At 65.6% G+C, this 19,573-nt stretch carries 22 protein-coding genes and 1 pseudogene; 11 read left to right on the top strand and 12 right to left on the bottom strand.

The genetic code is table 11. The features are described 5' to 3' along the window. Positions 1-100: 100 nt before the first annotated feature. The 5 genes from AC0IXR_RS11845 (at position 101) to AC0IXR_RS11825 (ending at position 3,302) form a co-directional block, all read left to right on the top strand. Positions 101-1,471: a chloride channel protein gene (locus AC0IXR_RS11845; RefSeq protein ID WP_471760846.1), complete on the top strand. Its 1,371-nt coding sequence runs from the start codon at positions 101-103 to the stop codon at positions 1,469-1,471. A 48-nt stretch (positions 1,472-1,519) separates the two neighbouring features. Continuing rightward, complete coding sequence (locus AC0IXR_RS11840) at positions 1,520-1,699, top strand: DUF1328 domain-containing protein (RefSeq protein ID WP_018044058.1); 180 nt, start codon at positions 1,520-1,522, stop codon at positions 1,697-1,699. Positions 1,700-1,745: 46 nt separating this feature from the next. Next, positions 1,746-2,606, top strand: coding sequence for an SDR family oxidoreductase (locus AC0IXR_RS11835; protein ID WP_471760845.1), 861 nt, complete (start codon positions 1,746-1,748; stop codon positions 2,604-2,606). Between the two features lie 130 nt (positions 2,607-2,736). After that, entirely contained in the window at positions 2,737-2,988 is a 252-nt protein-coding gene (locus tag AC0IXR_RS11830; RefSeq protein WP_056163567.1) for a type II toxin-antitoxin system ParD family antitoxin, read from the top strand. After that, positions 2,985-3,302 (top strand): type II toxin-antitoxin system RelE/ParE family toxin, encoded by a 318-nt coding sequence (locus AC0IXR_RS11825; protein ID WP_471760844.1) that lies wholly within the window; start codon positions 2,985-2,987, stop codon positions 3,300-3,302. The genes AC0IXR_RS11830 and AC0IXR_RS11825 overlap by 4 nt, the downstream gene beginning before the upstream one ends. A 16-nt stretch (positions 3,303-3,318) precedes the next feature. On the opposite strand, the gene AC0IXR_RS11820 is transcribed toward AC0IXR_RS11825, so the two are convergent. From AC0IXR_RS11820 to AC0IXR_RS11795, 6 genes are all read right to left on the bottom strand, one after another. Next, complete coding sequence (locus AC0IXR_RS11820; RefSeq protein WP_471760843.1) at positions 3,319-5,019, bottom strand: lysine--tRNA ligase; 1,701 nt, start codon at positions 5,017-5,019, stop codon at positions 3,319-3,321. A gap of 217 nt (positions 5,020-5,236) precedes the next feature. Next, complete coding sequence (uraD, locus tag AC0IXR_RS11815) at positions 5,237-5,764, bottom strand: 2-oxo-4-hydroxy-4-carboxy-5-ureidoimidazoline decarboxylase (RefSeq protein WP_471760842.1); 528 nt, start codon at positions 5,762-5,764, stop codon at positions 5,237-5,239. Between the two features lie 179 nt (positions 5,765-5,943). After that, positions 5,944-7,323 (bottom strand): MFS transporter, encoded by a 1,380-nt coding sequence (locus tag AC0IXR_RS11810; RefSeq protein ID WP_471760841.1) that lies wholly within the window; start codon positions 7,321-7,323, stop codon positions 5,944-5,946. A 131-nt stretch (positions 7,324-7,454) separates the two neighbouring features. Further along, entirely contained in the window at positions 7,455-7,808 is a 354-nt protein-coding gene (gene uraH, locus AC0IXR_RS11805) for a hydroxyisourate hydrolase (protein WP_471760840.1), read from the bottom strand. Positions 7,809-7,859: 51 nt separating this feature from the next. Next, positions 7,860-8,396 carry a hydroxyisourate hydrolase gene (gene uraH / locus AC0IXR_RS11800; RefSeq protein ID WP_471760839.1) on the bottom strand — a complete coding sequence of 179 codons (537 nt, stop codon included), beginning with the start codon at positions 8,394-8,396 and terminating at the stop codon, positions 7,860-7,862. Positions 8,397-8,442: 46 nt separating this feature from the next. After that, entirely contained in the window at positions 8,443-9,810 is a 1,368-nt protein-coding gene (locus AC0IXR_RS11795) for an MFS transporter (protein WP_471760838.1), read from the bottom strand. A gap of 248 nt (positions 9,811-10,058) precedes the next feature. On the opposite strand from AC0IXR_RS11795, the gene AC0IXR_RS11790 reads away from it, so the two are divergent. Then, entirely contained in the window at positions 10,059-11,129 is a 1,071-nt protein-coding gene (locus tag AC0IXR_RS11790) for an NAD(P)H-dependent flavin oxidoreductase (RefSeq protein WP_471760837.1), read from the top strand. A 31-nt stretch (positions 11,130-11,160) separates the two neighbouring features. Here the strand turns inward: AC0IXR_RS11790 and AC0IXR_RS11785 are convergent, their stop codons facing one another. After that, the gene (locus AC0IXR_RS11785; protein ID WP_471760836.1) at positions 11,161-11,982 is read right to left on the bottom strand and encodes a transporter substrate-binding domain-containing protein; all 822 of its coding nucleotides are present in this window, start codon (positions 11,980-11,982) and stop codon (positions 11,161-11,163) included. Between the two features lie 135 nt (positions 11,983-12,117). Here AC0IXR_RS11785 and AC0IXR_RS11780 point away from each other — a divergent pair, with 135 nt between their 5' ends. The 3 genes from AC0IXR_RS11780 to AC0IXR_RS11770 all read left to right on the top strand — a co-directional run bounded on the left by AC0IXR_RS11780 (position 12,118) and on the right by AC0IXR_RS11770 (position 14,121). After that, positions 12,118-12,957, top strand: a complete 840-nt coding sequence (locus AC0IXR_RS11780; protein ID WP_471760835.1) for a hypothetical protein — start codon at positions 12,118-12,120, stop codon at positions 12,955-12,957. Positions 12,958-13,190: 233 nt separating this feature from the next. Beyond that, complete coding sequence (locus tag AC0IXR_RS11775; protein ID WP_471760834.1) at positions 13,191-13,625, top strand: Panacea domain-containing protein; 435 nt, start codon at positions 13,191-13,193, stop codon at positions 13,623-13,625. Between the two features lie 58 nt (positions 13,626-13,683). Beyond that, on the top strand, positions 13,684-14,121 hold the full coding sequence (locus tag AC0IXR_RS11770) for a hypothetical protein (RefSeq protein WP_471760833.1): 438 nt from the start codon (positions 13,684-13,686) through the stop codon (positions 14,119-14,121). Here the strand turns inward: AC0IXR_RS11770 and AC0IXR_RS11765 are convergent. Then, complete coding sequence (locus tag AC0IXR_RS11765) at positions 14,100-14,552, bottom strand: hypothetical protein (RefSeq protein ID WP_471760832.1); 453 nt, start codon at positions 14,550-14,552, stop codon at positions 14,100-14,102. The two genes, AC0IXR_RS11770 and AC0IXR_RS11765, sit on opposite strands and share 22 nt — an antisense overlap. A 1-nt stretch (position 14,553) precedes the next feature. After that, entirely contained in the window at positions 14,554-15,525 is a 972-nt protein-coding gene (locus AC0IXR_RS11760; RefSeq protein WP_471760831.1) for an IS1595 family transposase, read from the bottom strand. 111 nt (positions 15,526-15,636) lie between these two features. Between AC0IXR_RS11760 and AC0IXR_RS11755 the strand changes: the two genes are divergently transcribed. Further along, positions 15,637-15,897: a helix-turn-helix domain-containing protein gene (locus AC0IXR_RS11755; protein WP_471760830.1), complete on the top strand. Its 261-nt coding sequence runs from the start codon at positions 15,637-15,639 to the stop codon at positions 15,895-15,897. Positions 15,898-16,322: 425 nt separating this feature from the next. On the opposite strand, the gene AC0IXR_RS11750 is transcribed toward AC0IXR_RS11755, so the two are convergent. Further along, the gene (locus AC0IXR_RS11750) at positions 16,323-16,871 is read right to left on the bottom strand and encodes a hypothetical protein (RefSeq protein WP_471760829.1); all 549 of its coding nucleotides are present in this window, start codon (positions 16,869-16,871) and stop codon (positions 16,323-16,325) included. 567 nt (positions 16,872-17,438) lie between these two features. After that, positions 17,439-17,663, bottom strand: coding sequence for a hypothetical protein (locus AC0IXR_RS11745; protein ID WP_471760828.1), 225 nt, complete (start codon positions 17,661-17,663; stop codon positions 17,439-17,441). Positions 17,664-17,885: 222 nt separating this feature from the next. Here AC0IXR_RS11745 and AC0IXR_RS11740 point away from each other — a divergent pair. Beyond that, positions 17,886-18,956, top strand: a pseudogene (locus AC0IXR_RS11740) (glycosyltransferase family 2 protein); the annotation flags it as partial. Positions 18,957-18,978: 22 nt separating this feature from the next. Here the strand turns inward: AC0IXR_RS11740 and AC0IXR_RS11735 are convergent. Further along, the gene (locus AC0IXR_RS11735; RefSeq protein WP_056429330.1) at positions 18,979-19,557 is read right to left on the bottom strand and encodes an SCO family protein; all 579 of its coding nucleotides are present in this window, start codon (positions 19,555-19,557) and stop codon (positions 18,979-18,981) included. Positions 19,558-19,573 lie beyond the last annotated feature (16 nt).

Raw genomic sequence — 19,573 nt, 5'->3', positions numbered from 1 at the left:
TCCTGGATTCCGGGCTCCGCTCCGCAGCCCCGGAAAGACGGGGTCGGTTCACGAACGTGTCGCCCATCCGACGATCGATCGCCCACGCAGGCCGGCGATCATGCTTGAGCCTGCTCCCGCCTCCCCTCCGCCGCGCAGGCGACTGGACCGCTGGCGTGGGGCGGCCTCCGATGCGGCGCCCCTGTGGCGGCAGCGCCTGCTGTTCCTGTTCGGAGGCCTCTGTGTCGGGCTCGCTGCCGTTGGGATGGCCAAGCTCGCCGATTGGGCGCACGAAGTATTCCGCTGGATCGTCTCGCCCTCCCCCCTCGTCGCCCTGGTGCTGACGCCGCTCGGCTTCGCCATCGCGATCCTGCTCGCCATTCGGGTGTTCCCGAACTCGCAAGGTTCGGGGATTCCCCAGGTGATCGCCGCGCGCCATACGGAGGACCCGGCGATCCGCAACGCCCTGGTCTCCCTCAAGACGGCGTTCGGCAAGATCCTGGTCATGACGCTGGGCCTCGTCTGCGGCGCCTCGACGGGCCGCGAGGGGCCGACGGTCCAGGTGGGGGCCGCGATCATGGCGGCATTCGGCCGGCTCGACGCGGAGCGCCTGCCTGGCGTCATCCTCGCCGGTGGTGCGGCAGGGGTCGCCGCCGCCTTCAACACCCCCATCGCCGGTATCGTCTTCGGCATCGAGGAACTGAGCCGGACCTACGAGGCCCGCACCAGCGGTCTCATCGTCGCCACCGTCATCGCGGCCGGGCTGACCGCGCTGGCGATCCAGGGCGACTATACGTATTTCGGCACCACCAAGGCCGCCCTGCCCTTCGGGCCGGGATGGCTCGCGGTGGCGATCCTGGGCGTGGCCGGGGGCATCGCGGGGGGCCTGTTCGGCCGCGTCACCCTCCTCTTCGCCAGGGGGCTGCCCGGTCGGATCGGCGGCGCCATCCGCCGCCACCCCATCGTGTTCGGTGCCCTCTGCGGGCTCGGCGTCGCCCTCTGCGGTCTCGCCTCCGGCGGTACGGTCTACGGCACCGGCTACGAGGAGGCCCGCGCCATGCTCCACGGCACCGATACCGGGCATCCGGCCTATGCCCCGCTGAAATTCCTCGCGACGGTGTTCTCCTCCATCAGCGGCATCCCCGGCGGCCTGTTCGCCCCCTCCCTCAGCGTCGGGGCGGGGATGGGCGTCTGGCTGCACGGCCTGTTCGCTGACGTGCCCATCGGCGCGCTCGTGCTCATCGGCATGGTCGCCTACCTCACCGGCACGCTCCAGGCGCCGATCACCGCCTTCGTCATCGTCACCGAGATGACCCAGGACCACGCGATGATGATCCCGCTCATGGTCACCGCCCTCATCGCCGACGCGGTCTCGAAGCTGATCTGCCGCGAAGGGCTCTATCACGCGCTGGCCGCCACCATCCTGGAGAAGGCGGAATCCGGTGCCGCGCCCGTCATCGCGACGCCGCACAAGCTTGAGCGGAACGCTTGACCCGACAGGAGGGTTATCGGTCGTTCCGCACGCTGGAGTTTTGCGCGTATGACCCTTCTCAAATGGGCCCTCATCTGTTTCGTCATCTCGCTCCTGGCGGGCGGCCTCGGCTTCACCGGCATCGCCTCGGGCGCGCGCTCCCTGTCGCGCATCCTGTTCGGTGTGTTCCTGGTGATCGCCATCGTGATCGTGGTGCTCGCTTTGGCTGTCGGTCAGGCGGTCTTCTAAGCGGTCATCCGATCGGTAACCGGGCCGGCGGGAGTTCGTGACGTCCATGGCGAACGCCGTACCCATTCCCGGAAAGATCTGTCTCGTGACCGGTGCCACCTCGGGCATCGGCTACGAGACGGCCCTGGGGCTGGCACGGGCGGGCGCCCGTGTCGGGATCGTCGGCCGTGATGCCGGCCGAACCGACGAGGCGGCGTCCCGCATCCGCGACGCGGTGCCGGGCACCGTCATCGACGTATTTCTCGCCGACCTGTCTTCGCAGGCGGAGATCCGGCGTCTCTCCGCCGAGGTGCGGGCGCTCTATCCACGCCTCGACGTGCTCGTGAACAATGCCGGCGCCATCTTCGATGCCCGGCACGTGACAGTGGATGGCCTGGAGCGGACCTGGGCGCTCGACCATCTGGCCTACATGCAACTGACCCTGGACCTCCTCGACCTGATGAAGGCGAGCGCGCCCGCTCGCATCGTGAACGTCGCCTCGAGGGCGCATACGCGCGGCCTGATCGATCTCGAGGATCTCGACGGGGCGCGCCGCTACGGCACGTGGAAGGCCTATTCCCAGGCCAAGCTCGGCAACGTGCTGTTCACCGCCGCCCTGTCCCGTCGCCTCGCCGGCACAGGTGTCACCGTGAATTCCCTCCATCCCGGCGTGATCGCCAGCGGTTTCGCCGGCGGCACCGGGGGATGGTTCGGCATCAGTTGGTCGCTGATCCGGCCCTTCCTCAGCAATCCGGCCGATGGGGCGGCGACCTCCCTGCATCTGGCGACCTCGCCGGAGGTGGACGGCGTGAGCGGCCTGTATTTTTCGAAGCGCCGCCCCGTGCCGACCTCGTCCCTCGGACAGGACGAGGCGCTTCAGGAACGGGTCTGGGCGCTGAGCCTGCGGCAGCTCGGACGGGCGGAATAGGGCGACGGCCGCCTGCCGTTGGTAACAGGTCGGTGGGATCGCCTGAACACTGCCCCTTCTCAATCCGCTCCGATATCAAAAAATGCGCCGTTTATGGTATTCTTCGCATCCATTCGGAGGCGAGGACGGCATGAACGTATCTGTTGGCGACCGGTGGGAGGGGTTTATCTCCCGCATCGTGCAGGATGGCCGCTATGGCTCGGCGAGTGAGGTGGTTCGCGAAGGCCTTCGCCTCGTCGAAGAGCGCGAGGCGAAACTCCAGGCCCTGCGTCGGACCTTGAGCGAGGCCGTCGAGGCGGGCGGCGACGCGAGCGAGGATGAGATCGATGCTGCGCTCGCAGCAAAGAGCGCGGAACTCAAGGCTCTGGGCTATGGGGAGTGAGCAAGGTTCGGTTCCTCGCCTTCGCGCGAACCAACCTCGTCGATATCCTCGCCCACGTCACTGAAATCAGTGGCAGCCTCACCACCGCACAGGGGTTCGTTGCGCGACTTCGCCGGCAATGCCATCGATTGGCGAGGCTCCCGGGACGGCTCGGCCGGTCACGTCCGGAATTGCAGAGCGACCTACGTAGCTTTCCTTGCGAAAGCTATGTGATCTTCTTCCGCTATGAGGCCGGGACTGTAGAGATCGTGGCGATGCTGCATGCCAGCCGGGATCCCGGTCCTCACCTCACCGATCATCCGTCCAGCGAATAATCGGTGAGGTCGAGGATCACGCTAGTGAGGCCGTCTCGCACGAGGCCGGCACGAACGCGCCGGACAGGGCCTTCTCGATCAGCACCTGCGTCTCCGCTACGCCGTAGAGCGCGATGAACGAGCCGAAGCGCGGTCCGCGCGCCTCGCCGAACAGCACGTTGTAGATGGTGGTGAACCAGGCCTGCGACACGCCGGGCCGTCCGTCCGGGCTCTTGGCCTTGCCGGACAGGTCGGGGAAGTGCCGCCGCCCGACCTCGTAGACCACGGCCTGAAGCCCCTCCGGATCGGTGGAGCCCTTGTGGGCCTCCAGCGTCCGCGACAGGTCGGCGAGGGCCGCCCTCTCGTCCTCCGTCGCCGCGCGGTAGGTCTTGGCCGGACGCACCAGATCGCGGAAATACGCGAGCGCATGGCCGACCAGCTTGTCGAGGACCGGATGGGTCTGCGGCCCGATCTCCGGGTCGTAGCGGCGGATGAAGCCCCACAGCACCGCCGGGTCCTCGGTATTGGCGACCGCCGCGAGGTTGAGCAACATGGCGAAGTTCAGCGAGCCGCCCTTGCCCACGGCTTCGGCCGCCGGCGGATGGCCGGCATGGAGGTGCCAGACCGGGTTGCCGAGCTGTTGCGCCGGCTCCTGGCCGGGGAACTTCTCGAGGAAGTTCAGGTAATCGTCGACCTGACGTGGGATCATCTCCACGAACAGGCGCTTGGCCTCGCGCGGCTTGTTGTACATGAACAGGGCAAGACTGTCGGCGGTGCCGTAGACGAGCCAATCGTCGATGGACAGGCCGTTGCCCTTCGACTTCGAGATCTTCTTGCCCTCCTTATCGAGGAAGAGCTCGTAGTTGAATCCCTCCGGCGGCTCGCCGCCGAGGGCACGGGCGATCTCGCCGGAGAGCTTCACCGAATCGATCAGATCCTTGCCGGCCATCTCGTAATCGACGCCGAGCGCCACCCAGCGCATGGCCCAATCGGGCTTCCATTGCAGCTTGGCGTGGCCGCCGGTGACCGGGGTCTCGTAGGCAGTGCCGGTCTTGGGGTCGCGCCAGACCAGGGTGCCGGCGGAGACCCGGACCTCGTCGATGGAGACCTGCATCACCTCCCCGGTCTCCGGGTGCAGCGGCAGGAACGGCGAATAGCTCGCCGAACGCTCGGCCCGGAGCGACGGCAGCATGATCGCCATCACGGCCTCGTAGCGGTCGAGCACCGTCAGCAGGGCCGTGTCGAACAGGCCGGCCTTGTAGCATTCGGTGGCCGAGCGGAACTCGTAGTCGAACCCGAACGCGTCGAGGAAGCGGCGCAGCTCGGCATTGTTGTGCGCGCCGAAGCTGTCATGCGTGCCGAATGGGTCGGGCACGCGGGTGAGCGGCTGGTTCAGCGCCGGGATCAGGATCTGCTTGTTCGGCACGTTGTCCGGCACCTTGCGCAGGCCGTCCATGTCGTCCGAGAAGGCGATGAGCCGCGTGGGCACGCTGTCGTTGGTGAGCACGCGGAAGGCGTGGCGCACCATGGAGGTGCGGGCCACCTCGCCGAACGTCCCGATATGCGGCAGGCCCGACGGCCCATATCCGGTCTCGAACAGCACTTCCGATTTCGGCTTGCGCTCCAGCCGCGCCACGAGCTTGCGCGCCTCCTCGAAGGGCCAGGCGGCCGCATGGGCGGCGGCCTCCACCAGGGCGGGGTCGAGGGCGAGCGGAGACGAGACGGGCGGGGCGGACATGGAATGGGCGTCAGTTCTGCGAGAAGACACGGGACGGCCGGAACCGGCCGGATGCGGCCGGGCACCCTAGGGAGCGGGCCGGGGAGGGTCAACGCGGAGGTGCGATGCGAGTCTCCGGCGAGGCCGGGGCCGAGGTCGCTCGAAGCCAGGCTTTGATGCTCGGTACGTCGAACAAGCGGGCATTCCCGACCCTTGCGGGGGCCGAGCGCGAACGCTCTCAGTCGCCCGCCCCCAAGATCAGCATGTCCAGGCGCATCCGCGTGATCGCGCCGATCTCGTCGAGGGCGGTGGCCTCCTCCTCGGCCTGTCCCCGTCCGAGGCGGGCCTCGAACACCGCGAGGATTTCGGCCCGGCTGCGGCCTCGTACGGCGATGATGAAGGGGAAGCCGAACCTCTCCCGGTAGGCGGCGTTCAGGCGGTCGAAGGCCGCTGCATCCTCGGGCGGCAGGTGGTCGAGGCCGGCGCTGCCCTGCTCGCTCGCCGAGTCGGCCGTCATGGCCCGCGCCCGTGCCTCGGGCCCGGCGAGTTCCGGATGCCCGTTGAGGAAGGCGAGGCGCTGCGCCTCGGGCGCATGGCGCACCGCGTCCATCATCGCGGCGTGCAGGTCGGCCACGCTGGCGAAGGGGCGGGCCGGCGCCACCGTCTCGGCGACCCAGGCCGCGTGTTCGAACACCCCGCCGAGCAGAGCGACGAAGGCGTCCCGGTCGAGACGGTGGATGGCGGCCAGATCCGACAAAGGCTTCAACTCCCGCGATAATCCGTACGACGACCCGGCGTGAACGGCATCGGCACGGGATCATGCTCCCTGGCTTCGACCATGGCGAACCGCGCCACCCTTTGTCCACGGCGATCTCCGCCTCGCTCACGGGGGCAGCCTCGTCGGGGCGCGGTCGACGCTCCCGCCCCGGGCACGGCCGTGGCGGTTCAGGCCGGCTCGGGCGCGGCGCCGGTGGTGCCTCGGCGCTCGCCGGCCGGGGTGGCGGGCGGGACGAAGGCGAGGATCAGCACGATCGTCGCGAGTTCGAAGACCGCGATCAGCCACAGGCCGGCGGAGGCCGAGCCGGTATGCTCGCGTAGATAGCCCATCACCGCCGGAGCGCCGAAGCCCGCCAGGTTGGCCACCGAGTTGATCAGCGCGAAGCCGGCCGCGGCGGCGGAGCCTGCCAGGAACCGCCCGGGAATCTGCCAGAAGACGGGGATCGCGCTCATCGTACCGGCGATCGCCACGGCGAGTGCGACCATGGCCAGAGCCGGGCTCGACGGGATCAGGAAGCCGACGAGGGCGATGGCCAGTGCCCCGATCATGGCGGGCACACCGCAATGCAGGCGCACCTCTGCGGTGTGATCGGAATGGCGCCCGTTGAGCACCATGCCGATGCCGCCGAACAGGAAGGCGGCGGCCATGATCCAGCCGATGGTGAGCGGGTCGGTGAAGCCTGCATCATGCACTACGCTCGGCCCGAAGAAGATCAGCGCCGAGTACCCCGTGACGAGGCAGAAATAGATCGCGATACACTGCCAGACCCGGACATCCTTCAGGGAGGCGAGGACGCCGTGCTCGCGGGGCCCCAAGGCCTCGGCGTCGCGGGCGAGGTCGGCTTCGATCAATGCCCGCTGCTCCGGTGTCAGCCAGTTGGCCTTGGCGGGGCGGTCGGTAAGAACGTTGCCGAGGAAGAAGATGGTGACGAGCCCTGCGAGGATCGAAGGGATACCCTCCAGCAAGAACACCCATTGCCAGCCGTCCCAGCCGTTCACGCCGTCCAGGCCGGTGAGGATCGCCCCGGCCAGCGGCCCGCCGATCACCCCGGCGATGGCCGCAGCCGACATGAAGAGGCCGAGCACCCTCGCCCGCCGCGCGCTCGGATACCAGTAGGTGAGGTACAGGACCACGCCTGGGAAGAAACCGGCTTCGAACACTCCGAGCAGGAAGCGGAGCACGTAGAAGAAGGCCGGCGTGGTGACGAACATCATCGCCACGCAGCAGGCGCCCCAGAGGAGCGTGATCCGCGCGATGGTCTTGCGGGCGCCGATATATTCCAGCAGCAGGTTGCTCGGCACCTCGCACAGGAAATACCCGATGAAGAAGATGCCCGCGCCGATTCCGTAGACCGTCTCGCTGAATTTGAGATCGGACAGCATCTGCAGCTTGGCGAAGCCGATATTGACCCGGTCGATCCAGGACAGGATCCAGAGCATCATCAGGAACGGCAGCAGGCGCCAGGTGATCCGGCGGTAGGCCGCGTCGAGTGACGGGTTCTGTCCGACCGATGACGTAGGATGAGTTGGATATGACCGGATCGCCATGGATCGCCCCGAAGATGGTCGCGTCATCGGCGGCAATGAAACTTTCACCGAAGTGCCGAGACGAGATGGACCCTCCCCTTATGCAATCCAAATCCTGATCGGGCCGTAAATCTCGACCCGTTCCGGCATGGTCAGCTTCCGCGATAAGTGGTGCAATTGCCGGGCGTGCACAGCATCGGCACGTGGTAGTGCTGCTTGGCGTCGAACACCGCGAACCGCACCACCGGGTTGTCCACGAAGATGTCCGCCTCGCTCACGCCGGGCCGGCTCTTCAGATAGCCGTCGATGAAGAATTCGAGCTGATATTGGCCGATCTTCGCCTCGGCCGCCGGCAGGATCGGTGTGTCGGTGCGCCCGTCGGCATTGGTGACGACGCTCTTCACGAGGCGCCAGTGCCCCTCCTCCAGCACCGAAAAGTCGATGCGCACGCCGGGCGCGGGGCGCCCGCGCTCCGAGTCGAGGATATGTGTCGTGATGCCGGCCATCGGGTCTCTCGGATCGTGTCGTTGGGAAGCGGTTGCGGACGGTCGGGGCGCTCAGCTGCCGCGATAATACGAGTAGCCCCAGGGCGTGAACAGGATCGGCAGGTGGTAGCGCTGGCTCGCATCGCGGATGTGGAAGCGGATCGGGACGAGGCTCAGGAAGTTCGGGCTCGGCAGCGCCACGCCGATCCGGGCGAAGTATTCCTCGACATGCATCAGCAATTCGTAGCGCCCGGTCTTCAGGGCGTCGTCGATGAGGAGCGGCTCGGGCGAGCGGCCGTTGGCTCCCGTCGTGATCGTCTTGATCGGCCGGTAGGTGTCGCCATCGCGCACGGAGAGGTCGCAGACCATGCCCGCGCCCGGTGTGCCGTGGAAATTGTCGATGGCGTGCATGGTGAGGCGCGGGCCGAGGCCGGATTGCATCGTCGGGCCGGTGGTTAGGGCGCCCGGCTGCACAGGAGCCGGGGCGGGCGCGCCCTGCGCCAGCACGGTGCCGGTGGCGGCGACCGTGCCGCCGAGACCGATTCCGGCAAGGCCGGCGCCGACCAGGCTGCGGCGCGTGAGGTCGGGTCGCTCAGGGGGGTGGTTCAACTGTGTCTCCTGCAGAGGGCCGGTTCCGGCGCGGCCGGGGGCGGGGTCAGGCCGGCTCATGGGCGGCACGGGCGGCGGCCCGGCGCTCCAGCGCCGGGGTTGAGGGTGGGACGAAGGCGAGGATCAGCACGATCGTCGCGAGTTCGAAGGCCGCGACCAGCCACAGGCCGGCGGAGGCCGAGCCGGTATGCTCGCGCAGGTAACCCATGAGGGCGGGGGCGCCGAAGCCTGCGAGGTTGGCCACCGAATTGATCAGGGCGATGCCGGCCGCGGCGGCCGAGCCTGCCAGGAACCGCCCGGGGATCTGCCAGAAGACGGGGATCGCGCTCATCGTACCGACGATCGCCACGGCGAGCGCCAGCATGGCCAGAACCGGGCTCCACGGGACCAGGAACCCGACGAGGGCGATGGCCAGCGCCCCGATCGTCGCCGGGATCCCGCAATGCAGGCGCGCCTCGCCGGTCCGGTCGGAGTGGCGCCCGTTGAGGATCATCCCGATGCCACCGCATAGATAGGCCGCCGACATGATCCAGCCGACGGTGAGCGGGTCGGTGAAGCCGGCATCGCGCACCACGCTCGGCCCGAAGAAGGTCAGGGCCGAGTTCGCCATGATGATGCAGAAGAAGATCGCGATGCACTGCCAGACCCGGACATCCTTCAGGGAGGCGAGGATGCGATGTTCGCGTGGACCCAAGGCCTCGGCATCGCGGGCGAGATCCGCCTCGATCAGCGCCCGCTGTTCCGGTGTCAACCAAGTGGCCTTGGCGGGGCGGTCGGTCAGGTAGAGGAGCGTCACGAATCCCGCGAGGATCGACGGGATGCCCTCCAGCAGGAACACCCATTGCCAGCCGGCCCAGCCGTTGACGCCGTTCATGCCGGTGAGGATCGCGCCGGCCAGCGGCCCGCCGATCACCCCGGCGATCGCCGAGGCCGACATGAAGAGGCCGAACACCTTCGCCCGCCGCTCACTCGGGTACCAGTAGGTGAGGTACAGGATCACGCCCGGATAGAAGCCGGCTTCGAACACTCCGAGCAGGAAGCGGAGCACGTAGAAGAAGGCCGGTGTGGTGACGAACATCATCGCCACGCAGCAGGCGCCCCAGAGGAGCGTGATCCGCGCGATGGTCTTGCGGGCGCCGATATATTCCAGCAGCAGGTTGCTCGGCACCTCGCACAGGAAATAGCCGATGAAGAAGATACCCGCGCCGATGCCGTAGACCGTCTCGCTGAATTTGAGATCGGACAGCATCTGCAGCTTGGCGAAGCCGATATTGACCCTGTCGATCCAGGACAGGATCCAGAGCATCATCAGGAACGGCAGCAGGCGCCAGGTAATCCGGCGGTAGGCCGCGTCGAGCGACGGACGAGGTCCTGCCGATGACGCATCGGAAACTGGATATGACCGGATCGCCATGGATCGCCTCAGGGTCCGTCACACCATCGACGCCGATGCAAACCACGCCGAAACATTAGCAATAGTTGGACCATGTTCCCGCGCGATCCGACATCCGACCGGGCCGTGAAACTCGCCTGCGAGCGAGGTTATCCACGCCGGGCGAGGCTTTTCATCGCGTTCCTCAGGGCTGCGGAGCCAACCGGAAACCTTCGCGCTTCGATGGCGTAGACAGACGGTGATCGACGCCTTGCCAAGGAGACCATGCCATGTGGCCCGACAGACGCTTCCTCGATCTCGTCGGTCTGGATCATCCCATCGTCCAGGCCCCGATGGTGGGGCCTCGGGGCCAGCTCACGGCTGCCGTCTCCACCACCGGCGCCCTCGGGTCGCTGGCCTGCGCCGCCCTGAACGCCGAACAGGTGCGCAGCGAGGTCGCGGCGATCCGCCTGAACACGGATCGTCCGTTCAATCTGAATTTCTTCTGCCACGCTCCGGCCGCCGCCGATCCGGCCCGCGAGGCCGCATGGCTCCAGCGCGTGACACCCTATTACCGCGAGCTTGGCCTCGACCCCGCCGCGCCCGTCGCCATGGCCAACCGTGCGCCTTTCGACGAGGCGATGTGCGCCGTCGTGGAGGATCTGCGCCCGGCGGTGGTCAGCTTCCATTTCGGGCTTCCCGAGGCCGCCCTCCTCCGCCGCGTCAGGGAAGCGGGCTGCCTCGTCGTCTCGTCCGCCACCACGGTGCGTGAGGCGCGCTGGCTCGATGAGCGTGGCGTGGACGCGATCATCGCCCAAGGGGCCGATGCCGGGGGCCATCGCGGCATGTTCCTCACCGATGCGGTGGAGTCCCAGGTCGGCACCTTCTCTCTGGTGCCGCAGGTGGTGGACGCGGTGCGCGTCCCGGTCATCGCGGCGGGCGGCATCGCTGATGCGCGCGGGATCGCCGCGGCGCTCATGCTCGGCGCGTCCGCCGTCCAGATCGGCACGGCCTACCTCCTCTGCCCGGAGGCCGGCATCTCCGCCGTTCATCTCGCCGCCCTGCGGGCCGCCCGCGACGAGGATACGGCGCTCACCAACGTCTTCACGGGGCGCCCCGCCCGAGGGCTCGTCAACCGTGCTTTGGCGGAGCTCGGCCCGGTGAGCGCCGACGCTCCCGCCTTTCCCTCCGCCGCCGTGGCGCTCCAGCCCCTGCGCCAGCGCGCGGAGGCGGGAGGCTCGGGCGATTTCTCGCCGCTCTGGTCCGGTCAGGCGGCGTCCCTGGCACGGGAAACGGGGGCTGCGGACCTAACTACGAGGCTGGCGGATGACGCGAGCAGGATGCTGAGGATTCGCGGATAGGCCCACCTTCCGATGGGGACGGGCTGGCGATTCAGAACGGACTGACGGGGAAGAACCGCAGGTACAGCTCTGCGTATTTCCCCTCGTCCCAGAGCCGTTGCAGGGCTTCGTCGAGGGCGCGGGAGAGGGCCGTATCCTCTCGGCGGGTGACGAGGCCGATGCCTTCGCCGAAATAGTGGTTTTCTAAATAGTCGCCGCCCACCAGCGCGCAGCAATTCGATGAATCGATGCCGCCGATCCACAAGGCGAGGTTGAGCCCGTCGGCGAAGACGTAGTCCACGTCGCCGCGCCGCAGCGCGCCTTCGGCGGTGGCGAGGTCGGTGAACTCGCGCGCCTCCGCCTGGGGGAAGAACGCCTTGAGATAAGCCGCATGCGCGCTTGCCGCGACGATTCCGACGGACTTGCCCGCGAGGGCCTTGGCCGATGGGGCGGGAAGGCCCTTGTCCGTGCGGGCGGCGAAGCGCGCCGGCCAGCGAAAATACGGACGGGTGGCGAGGAACCGGCTGCGCAGGGTCGGCGTCAGCGGGATGGCGGCGGCGACCACGTCGCCCTGCCGGTCGGCCAGCCCGTCGAGCAGCGTATCGAACCGGCGCGCCTGGATGGTGCAGCTGAGCGTCAAGCGTTCGCAGACCGCCCGGACGAGTTCCACCACGAAGCCGGTCGGCGCGCCGTCAGGGCCTGCGAAATGCAGGGGCGGGAACTCGTCGTCGGTGAGGAAGCGGATGGCGCGCGCCGTCTGCGGCGCCTCGATCCGTTCGAGCCGGCTGCGCGGATTCCAGAAATTCGGGATCGTCACGCCCGGCGAGGTGGCTTCCTGCGCCGACGCCAGCGAAACGGCGAGGAGCGCCGTCACCAGCAAAGCGGCGGCGGACCGCCTGCCTCGGGTTGACGGCCTGGTTGTATCTGTGTCGCACTGGTTGTGCGCGGGAATCGTCTGGCTCACGGCTCTCCCCCTATCACGTTCCCGGGCCTCGGGGAGCCGGTTCCGGTGTCGATCGTCGGTTTCAGGAACCTGCGCGGCAAAACGGTGGCACTGCCTCCGGAGATCGCGTTTCTCCTCAGCCACGCCGCGTCCCCGCTGATGCTGGCGAAGGCTGCGGCCCTGGCCCGGGCGAGCGGCACCGATGCCGCCACCACCCTGATCCAGGCCGGGTTGATGGAAGAGGAGCGCTTCTACCGCGCCCTCGCGCTCACCCTCGGGGCGCGGTTCCTCGGCGGAACCCTACCCCTCGGCGCAGGCGCGCGGTTTCCCGACAGCCTGATCGCGGGCGTCGCCCCCCTCGCACTGGGAATGGGGGCCGCGTTCGTCTATGCCCCTCGGGGGCGTGCGATCGCCGAATTGCTGCAGGGGCGCAGCCCGACGGGGCTGATGCCGGCGATCACCACGCCGACCGCCCTGCGCCACGCGATCTTCGCCCAACGCGCGGCGGGAATCGCCGCCCATGCCTCGGACGACCTTCTCAGGAGGAGGCCGGACTGGGCCTACAATGCCGCCCCCGTGGCGCCGCTCCTCGCTCTGGCCGGTCTCATCTTCGGGGCGCTCGTTCTCGCCATGGCCAGCCTGCCGGCGCTCCTCGTCACGGCGGCCTGGGTCCTGGTGCAGGTCGGGTTCCTCGCCCTCCTCACCTTTCGCGTGGCCGCCATCGGGCCGACCGGCGAGGTTGCGCCGGAAGACCCGCCCGGACCCGGGCTGCCGGATGGCGACCTGCCGGTCTACACGGTGTTCGTGGCGCTCTACCGGGAGGCGGCGGTGGTGCCGCGCTTGCTGGAGGCGCTGACGCGCTTCGATTACCCGGTCTTATGCAGCAACCTCACCCAAAAGCGTTGAGGTGAAGGCAAATGCCCAAAGGTCGCCTAACCCATTGTTCGAGTTAAGGTTCCTATTAAGTGTCAATAGATACTAGCGCGTCATATTGTCTCATATTTAGAACAAATAGAGAACAGGGGTCGTTTTTCTATTGTTGCCCCTATATCCCATAACGACTCACAGCCCGAAGTCCTGTGAGAAACTCGAAGGAAAAGCACTCTTTCGGCCAACTGGCGGGGAAGCGCGAGACACCTATGGCAACTGTTTTTGATGTCGCGGATCACATTCTGGCAACTCGTGGTCCGATGACGGCCATGAAATTGCAGAAGCTTGTCTACTACAGCCAAGTTTGGAATGTGGTGTGGCATGACGACGTGCTGTTCGCTGAGCCTATCGAAGCCTGGAAGAATGGCCCTGTCGTTCGGGATCTTTGGTCGGCAACAAAGGGACAGTTCAGGATCGAGCGCATTCCAGCGGAGTGCCCGAGGAGAGCCTTGTCTGAAGCAGAAATAGCAAATATTGACCGCGTCCTCGCCACATATGGTGAAAAGGACGCTCAATGGTTGAGTGACCTTACGCATATGGAAGATCCTTGGAAGGAAGCCTATGCGGAAGGGCAAAACACCGAGATTAGCCTTGAAACGATTTCTGAATACTATTCTACCCTAAACGCACATGCGGCGGCGTGAGGCACGGATAGCAAGGAAGGAAGCGCAGGCTCTCAAGGACGCTGAGAAATCAGTTCGCTTGAAAGAAAGCGTCGCGGCATTGCCAACCCCTAGATTTGGCGCCGATCCTTCTTCAGTATTCCAAATGAAGATGACATGGTCTGCAGAAGGCGCTGACTGTGAAGAATGCTGGTCGTCTGGAACGCCTCGTCAATGGTCGGATGACGAGTGGGAAAAAATAATCGCTCCAAAACTCATTGCATTTGAGGGGCTGCTGTGGCGCGAAATAGATACTTTTTCTAGCGACACAGGTCACAAAATGCATCACCCCATGGATACAGATGACATTCTTGAAGAAGCGCAGCTTAGGCTTATGGAAATAGAAAAGCACGCTGATACAATCTTTAGATTTCGATTGGGAAACAAGAAGAGATTATGGGGACACCGCATTGTCTCGAATTTCGAGATCATTTGGTATGACCCCTTGCACGAAATTTATCCAACTGACCCTGATTGAGTAGATAGTTTCCATACTCGAACGTTCTTCCGCCTGCCTGCATCACCTATCCGCCCCTGGACGACAGCCCGGCTCAGGCTCTGAATGATGCGGTAGGCTACCGCCTTCCGCAGCATCATGTCCTGATCGTCCCAGCCCTTTGCACGGATCACAGCAAGCGCGATCTCCCGCGTCGTGAGTGGCTTGCCGGCTTCTTCCAGCGCCTTTTTGCACAGCCCGAACATCTCCCCGTAGACGAACAGCCGGTTGAGATGGGCGTAGGCAGGGAAGCGCAGTTCGGTCGCCGGGGTTAGTTCATAGAGCGCTAGGACCGCCGTCACTGACGCAAGGTCGCGCTCTGCCACGGCCAGCTGCGCCCGTAGCGCCATGATATGGCTCTCAATCTCATTGCGCTTGGCAGTGAGGGTGTTGACGATCTGAGGAAGAGCCATCTCAGGCCACCTTCGCCATATGGCGCTGCCAGTAGCCCTTCCAGACCTTGGACGGAGCGTGCGTAAGGGCAGCGCCGGTGATGAGGGCGTACTGTTCGCCGTTGCTCACCCTGCGGTGGTTCTCGCGCCAAGCCATCTCACCAGCGTAGGAGGCGAGGTAAGCGCCGCTGATGTGGTGGTGGATACCCATCTCAGCGCGACGGAGGCGGGAGAAGAACGACTCAGCCTGATTGGTGCAAGCGTCGTCGAAGCTGTAGCCCTCCTGATGGTTGATGCGGTGGGTCGTGAACGTTTTGTGGAGACGATCCCAGCCCTTGGCCTCGTCAGCGTGGACAACGCTTCCAGCCTCAACGCGCTGTTCAATCGTCGGGACCGACTCGGCTTCCGAGCGGAAGGCGAAGGTGAGAGCCTTGCCGCCGCGCTCGCGGATCACGACGACGACGCGACGCTTGCCAGTCTGGTTCTCGGCAAGGCGACGGTCGATCCGGTCCGCCTTCATGTTCGCGGGGCGAACGTGGCCACCGAAATAGGCCCCGTCCACTTCAACCGTGCCCGACACCGTAGCGCCAGCGACCTCAGCCGAAACGGCCTCGCGGAGCTTGTGAGCCATTACAAACGCCGTCCGATATTGGACATTAAGATCGCGGGAAAGCTGGAGGGCGCTATGGCCCTTCGCGCCGTTGGCGAAGATCGCGATGGCGAGGAGGTGGTCACGGATCGGGAGCTTGCGGGAGGCGAAGATGGTGCCAGAGGTGACGCTGTACTGATGGCGGCAACCAGCGCACTTGAAGAGCTTGCGGGTGGCGATGAAGGAGTGCTTGAGGCAGCCGCAGCGGGGACAGAACGGAGCGCCTTCGGTGGCCTCCCAGCGGATCGCTTTGAACGTCTCCCAAGCCTGATCGTCCGAGAGGCGGGCGACCTTTGCGAGGCTGAGGGAACGGGCCGCTTTGGAGAGAAGGAAGTGCTGGGCCACGGCGTTCGCCTCAACGTTTTGCGTTGAGGTGAGTTCTATAGATGCATTTTAGGCAGGTCAACGCTTTTAATCGCCGTTGACGCTTAAAAACGTCGATGTTACCGTTTCTGTATGATGACGCCTCAGCAATGCCGTGCGGCCCGTGGATGGCTCGACTGGCCTCAGCAAGAGCTGGCCAAGCGGGCAAACGTGGGCCTCAGCACGATCCGTCAGTTTGAAAACGGCTTGCGCGATCCCATTGCCAACAACCTCTCTGCAATGAAGCGAGCCTTTGAGGAGGTGGGGGTTGCGTTCTTAGACGAGCCGGCCGGGATCACCGTTGCTGGCGATCCCGGCGCGACGAATCAGAACTGGAGCGGCGAAGCACCGTGATGTGACGTGCCGTGGACGATCTTTGAGACCGTGCCGCCGTTCACGCAGAAATAGTGAGACGCCTTCTGCTGGCTCCACCGCTTGACCAGCACCGCATGCAGGATGTGGCAGGCTGTGAGGTGGTCGCAGGGAAACTCTGGCCGCCTGACGGGCTCAGAGGAGGGGCGAGTTTTGCGTTTAGCCATGGGTGATCCTTTTCGCTGAGTGCGAGGTGATCTCCCGGCTTGAAGGGAAACGGCAGAGGTGCGATAATATGGCTGTGGGTGCCATCGCTCCTCTGCGCTTCCCTCCAACTCGGAAGGTAGTTCAGCCTGTGTTGGTCCTGGCCGGGCTGGCGGTCCCTTTGCGAGGGGGATTTGCTGGCCCGACTGCTTTCTCTCCCGGCTCGAACCTATGCCAGAGAGCTAGCGTGTAACTTCCTCATCTCACTCAGCATCCAGTGGGTTCGTTACGCGCTCCCCCACGTTGAAAATGTCGTTGGGGCGTCGGGAGGGATAATCCTGAAAGCCACCTTCTGGCGACTGGGCGAGGTCGTTGCGGAGCTTGCGCCCAGGATAATAGGCCCCGTGGTGGCGCTCGACTTCCTCGCCCCCCGTGAGCCTCTTCATAGTGTCGCGATATTGATTCGTTGTGATATCGAGGCCGCGACGTTGGCAGTAGGAAATCAGTTCTTCCTTGGTCATGCCCGCTTCCGGAGCGGCCAACAAAGCCTCCCTGAACGCTCCAATAACGCTCCCGTACGCAACGGAACCGCGACCACGCTGCCCTTCGACGGTTGTACGTGAAGCTGCGTGAGGAGGTGGTGCGCTTTGCATTAGGGTGGGAATGCGGTGATCAATATTACTGACCGCTGCGCGGGTCATCTTGTCGACGGTCTCAGCTGCGCCTTGGCGATAGCCTTCCGCATAGGCGCGCCTAACCGCAGCATTCACCTCAGCTAGTATCAGGCACAAGCCTGCGGGATCGTCGGACATGTCCCCTCCAGGGGGGGGGTGTGGTCATGGTGTCAATACCCCTAGCACGGGCGAGTAATGCCCGCAACATATCGATCACACCCCCCACACCACCCCCAATGCCCTCACCCCTCAGGTGGATAGGGTCTTAGATGTCGACGTTCACCTCAACGCTCTAGGTGAGATTGGACGGCAAGCGGCGGCATCTCAGGTGCCGCCGTTTCTGTTTGGGGCACGAATAATCTTGGCAACCCCAACTCAGGTGAGTGCGCCCGTCGAAAGATGGCCTCATAACGCTGTTCTCCCGAAGAGAAGAACTCACGCGTCGGTAATCAGATCGCTGGGGCCTTACCTCCAAGCCAATCTGGTGAGCTTTATGTTGAACGTCCATAATCCGGCAAGAAACCATGTCCCTGAGTCAACTCCGGATCTTATCCTCTACACGATGCAATTGAATTGCGACATTCGGGCAGAGCTAGACCAAAGTCGCGCGCTTCTAAGGGAGTCGAGGGAAATCCTTCGCGAAATCTCGTCGCTCAATCTGAACTACGAATACCCTCCGGTAGCGCTGCCAGACACGACTGCTTCCTAATTGGCGGGCGGGAAATGCTCGATGAACCGAAGTCCGTCCCACAGCTCGACGGCGTGTCCGTCCACCATCGCCTTGGCGTGCTTACAGGCTTGCTCATCATCCTCAGCTTCAAGGCGCAGAGCGTTCACAACTGTCCCGCTCTTGGCGATGATGATTGCCCGATAAGCGGGTGCGCGCGGCTCAGTGAGTGAGTCCGACCGTGATGATGAGCCATCCGACATGGTCGCGCTCCGCTTTTTGAAAGGGAGGGAGCGCAATACTCTCTCAGCTGCCGAAATCCACGATACTCAACGGCAGTTTGCGACACTCCCCCAATGAGGAGGGTTCGTAAACAATGGCGGCTTGTTTTGTACGATCTCAGACAGAATGCCAGGTCGGTTGATCCGCACCATACCGACGAACTCACCTCAACGCTTTTGGGTGAGGTTGCTGCATAAGACCGCGATTACCCGGTGGCGAAGCTCGACATCAAGCTCCTCACCGAGGCCGACGATGCCGCCACGGCGGGGGCGCTCGCCTGCCTTACCCTGCCGGCACATGTGGAGGTCGTCGTCGTGCCGCCGGGGCTGCCGAAGACCAAGCCGCGCGCCCTCAACGCCGCCCTGCCCCTGGCAAGGGGAAGCTGCCTCGTGGTCTACGACGCGGAAGACGTGCCCGATCCCGGCCAGTTACGGGCGGCGGCCGGGGCCTTCGCCCGCGCCTCCCCGCGCACCGCCTGCCTGCAGGGCCGCCTCGTCATCGACAATGCCCGCGATTCCTGGCTCACCCGGTGCTTCGCCCTCGAATACACGGCCCTGTTCGACGTGCTCGGCCCGGCGCTGGCGGCGTGGCGTCTGCCGACGCCGCTCGGCGGCACCTCCACCCATTTCCGGACCCACATCCTTCGCGCCGTCCATGGCTGGGATGCCTGGAACGTCACCGAGGATGCCGATCTCGGCCTGCGGCTGGCGCGGGCCGGCTACGATGTGGGTGATCTGCCGAGCAGCACGATCGAGGAGGCGCCGGCCCGCTACAAGGCCTGGCTCAACCAGCGCACCCGCTGGATGAAGGGCTTCCTCCAGACCAGCCTCACCCATGGCCGCACCCCCATGGCGACATTCCGCGAACTCGGGCCGCTGGCGAGCCTCTGCGCGCTGGCCCTCATCCCCGGTACGGTGGTGTCGGCCCTGTCCTACCCGTTCCTGATGCTGCCGGCCGTGGTCTCCCTGTGGCCGGGCCGGATCGAGGCGGGGAGCGACTTTTGGGCGAATCTGCCCACCGGCACCGCGATCACGGTCCTCGTCTCCGGCTTCGTGGCGATGTTGCTGCCCGCCTATATCGGCTGCCGGCGACGGGGCTGGCACGATCTCGTCCCCTTCGTGCCCCTGCTGCCGGCCTATTTCCTGCTCGTCAGCCTCGCCGCCTGGCGCGGGGTGATCGAGCTGATCCTGGCGCCAGACCGCTGGAACAAGACCGAACACGGCCTGTCCCGCACCTCGCGCAGCGGGGCGCTGACACCGCACCCACCGCGATGACCGGGCACGGCACCATGACGCGTTACAGCGCCTTGGCGAGTTCCGCCGCCGTCTGGTCGGCGGGTTTCGTCAGGTTGAGGGCGTTCACGAAGCGGTTCCGGCCATCCATGATGTAGACCAAAGCCGTGTGCTCCATCGTGTAGTCGTCCCCCTTGGTCGGCACCTTGCGGACATAGGCGCGGTAGGCCTTCACGGCCGCGTTGACCTCCTCCTGCGAGCCGGTGAGGCCGACGATGCGGGGATCGAAACTGGCGAGGTAGGTCTTCAGGGCCTCCGGCGTGTCGCGCTCGGGATCGACCGCGATGAACAGCGCCTTCGTGTCCTTGCCCTTGGGCCCGAGCGCCTGGAGCACATCACCGATCTGCTGCAGCGTGGTCGGGCAGACGTCGGGGCAATGGGTGAATCCGAAGAAGACCAGATGGGTCGCCCCGGCGAAATCCCGCTCGGTGACGCGCCGTCCGTCCTGGTCGGTGAGGGTGAAGGGGCCGCCGACGCTGCTGGTCGCCACCTGCCCCGCCTTCGGCACGAGCATCACGGTGGCCGCGACGCCGAGCGCCACGAGGCCGAGGGCGAAGAGGATGAGGGGAAGGGCGCGACGCATGGGGAGCCTTCAAGCC

The organism is Methylobacterium sp. AC832, from assembly GCF_979256025.1.
Note: the sequence above shows the minus strand (reverse complement) of the source record. Positions and strands in the feature narration are given on the sequence as shown.

Coding starts and splice junctions, on each gene's coding strand:
- AC0IXR_RS11840 (WP_018044058.1), top strand. CDS start 1,520: ATGACCCTTCTCAAATGGGCCCTCATCTGTTTCGTCATCTCGCTCCTG.
- AC0IXR_RS11750 (WP_471760829.1), bottom strand. CDS start 16,871: ATGTCCGACGATCCCGCAGGCTTGTGCCTGATACTAGCTGAGGTGAAT.
- AC0IXR_RS11835 (WP_471760845.1), top strand. CDS start 1,746: ATGGCGAACGCCGTACCCATTCCCGGAAAGATCTGTCTCGTGACCGGT.
- AC0IXR_RS11755 (WP_471760830.1), top strand. CDS start 15,637: ATGATGACGCCTCAGCAATGCCGTGCGGCCCGTGGATGGCTCGACTGG.
- AC0IXR_RS11765 (WP_471760832.1), bottom strand. CDS start 14,552: ATGGCTCTTCCTCAGATCGTCAACACCCTCACTGCCAAGCGCAATGAG.
- uraH (WP_471760840.1), bottom strand. CDS start 7,808: ATGGCCGGCATCACGACACATATCCTCGACTCGGAGCGCGGGCGCCCC.
- AC0IXR_RS11775 (WP_471760834.1), top strand. CDS start 13,191: ATGGCAACTGTTTTTGATGTCGCGGATCACATTCTGGCAACTCGTGGT.
- AC0IXR_RS11795 (WP_471760838.1), bottom strand. CDS start 9,810: ATGGCGATCCGGTCATATCCAGTTTCCGATGCGTCATCGGCAGGACCT.
- AC0IXR_RS11845 (WP_471760846.1), top strand. CDS start 101: ATGCTTGAGCCTGCTCCCGCCTCCCCTCCGCCGCGCAGGCGACTGGAC.
- AC0IXR_RS11790 (WP_471760837.1), top strand. CDS start 10,059: ATGTGGCCCGACAGACGCTTCCTCGATCTCGTCGGTCTGGATCATCCC.
- AC0IXR_RS11735 (WP_056429330.1), bottom strand. CDS start 19,557: ATGCGTCGCGCCCTTCCCCTCATCCTCTTCGCCCTCGGCCTCGTGGCG.
- AC0IXR_RS11830 (WP_056163567.1), top strand. CDS start 2,737: ATGAACGTATCTGTTGGCGACCGGTGGGAGGGGTTTATCTCCCGCATC.
- AC0IXR_RS11810 (WP_471760841.1), bottom strand. CDS start 7,323: ATGGCGATCCGGTCATATCCAACTCATCCTACGTCATCGGTCGGACAG.
- AC0IXR_RS11745 (WP_471760828.1), bottom strand. CDS start 17,663: ATGTCGGATGGCTCATCATCACGGTCGGACTCACTCACTGAGCCGCGC.
- AC0IXR_RS11820 (WP_471760843.1), bottom strand. CDS start 5,019: ATGTCCGCCCCGCCCGTCTCGTCTCCGCTCGCCCTCGACCCCGCCCTG.